The sequence below is a fragment of the Comamonas sp. Z1 genome (assembly GCF_008121555.1).
GTDB classification, from domain to species: Bacteria; Pseudomonadota; Gammaproteobacteria; order Burkholderiales; family Burkholderiaceae_C; genus Comamonas; species Comamonas thiooxydans.
Map to the genome: position 1 here is coordinate 1 of NZ_VOQT01000063.1, position 782 is coordinate 782.

The following is a 782-nucleotide window of genomic DNA, read 5'->3' on the forward strand; positions in this document are numbered from 1 at the left end:
CCCGCCCGCTCGATGCAATCTACCCCATCGTCTATCTGGACTGCATCCATGTGAAGGTGCGCGAGGGCGCTGTGCGGGTCAAGGCGGTGTACTTGGCCATCGGCATCACCATGACGGGTGACAAGGAGGTGCTGGGCCTGTGGCTGGCGCAAACCGAGGGTGCCAAGTTCTGGCTGCAGGTCGTCACCGAACTTCGCAACCGGGGCGTGCAGGACATCTTCATCGCCTGCGTCGACGGGCTCAAAGGCTTCCCCGACGCCATTGAGGCGGTATTCCCCAAGGCGGTGGTGCAACTGTGCATCGTGCACATGGTGCGCCACAGCCTGAACTACGTCTCGTGGAAGCGTCGCAAAGAAGTGGCCGCCGACCTGCGACGCATCTACACGGCAACCACCGCCGAGGAGGCCGAGCTGATGCTCGGTGAATTCGAGGCCCGCTGGGATGCCGAGTACCAACCCATCGGCCAGTCCTGGCGCAGGAACTGGAGCCGGCTGATTCCGTTCTTTGACTACCCACCCGAAATCCGCAAGGTCATCTACACCACCAACGCCATCGAGTCGGTCAACATGAGCCTGAGGAAGCTGACCAAGAACCGGGGCTCGTTCCCCAGTGACGAAGCGCTGACCAAACTGTTCTATCTGGCCCTGCGCAACATCAGTCAGAAGTGGACCATGCCCATCCGGGATTGGAAGGCTGCGCTGACCCGCTTTACCATTCAGTTCGGAGACCGCATCTCCGTCAATTGAAGTCCGAACCGTTTACACAAAAATTCGGACACGCCC

Annotated in this window: 1 protein-coding gene; it reads left to right on the forward strand. The window is 60.5% G+C overall.

The annotated features are described in order from the left end of the window. Positions 1-746 (forward strand): IS256 family transposase (locus FSY45_RS27720; RefSeq protein WP_148748567.1); only part of this gene is annotated, 746 nt, incomplete at its 5' end. Between the last annotated feature and the right edge of the window lie 36 nt (positions 747-782).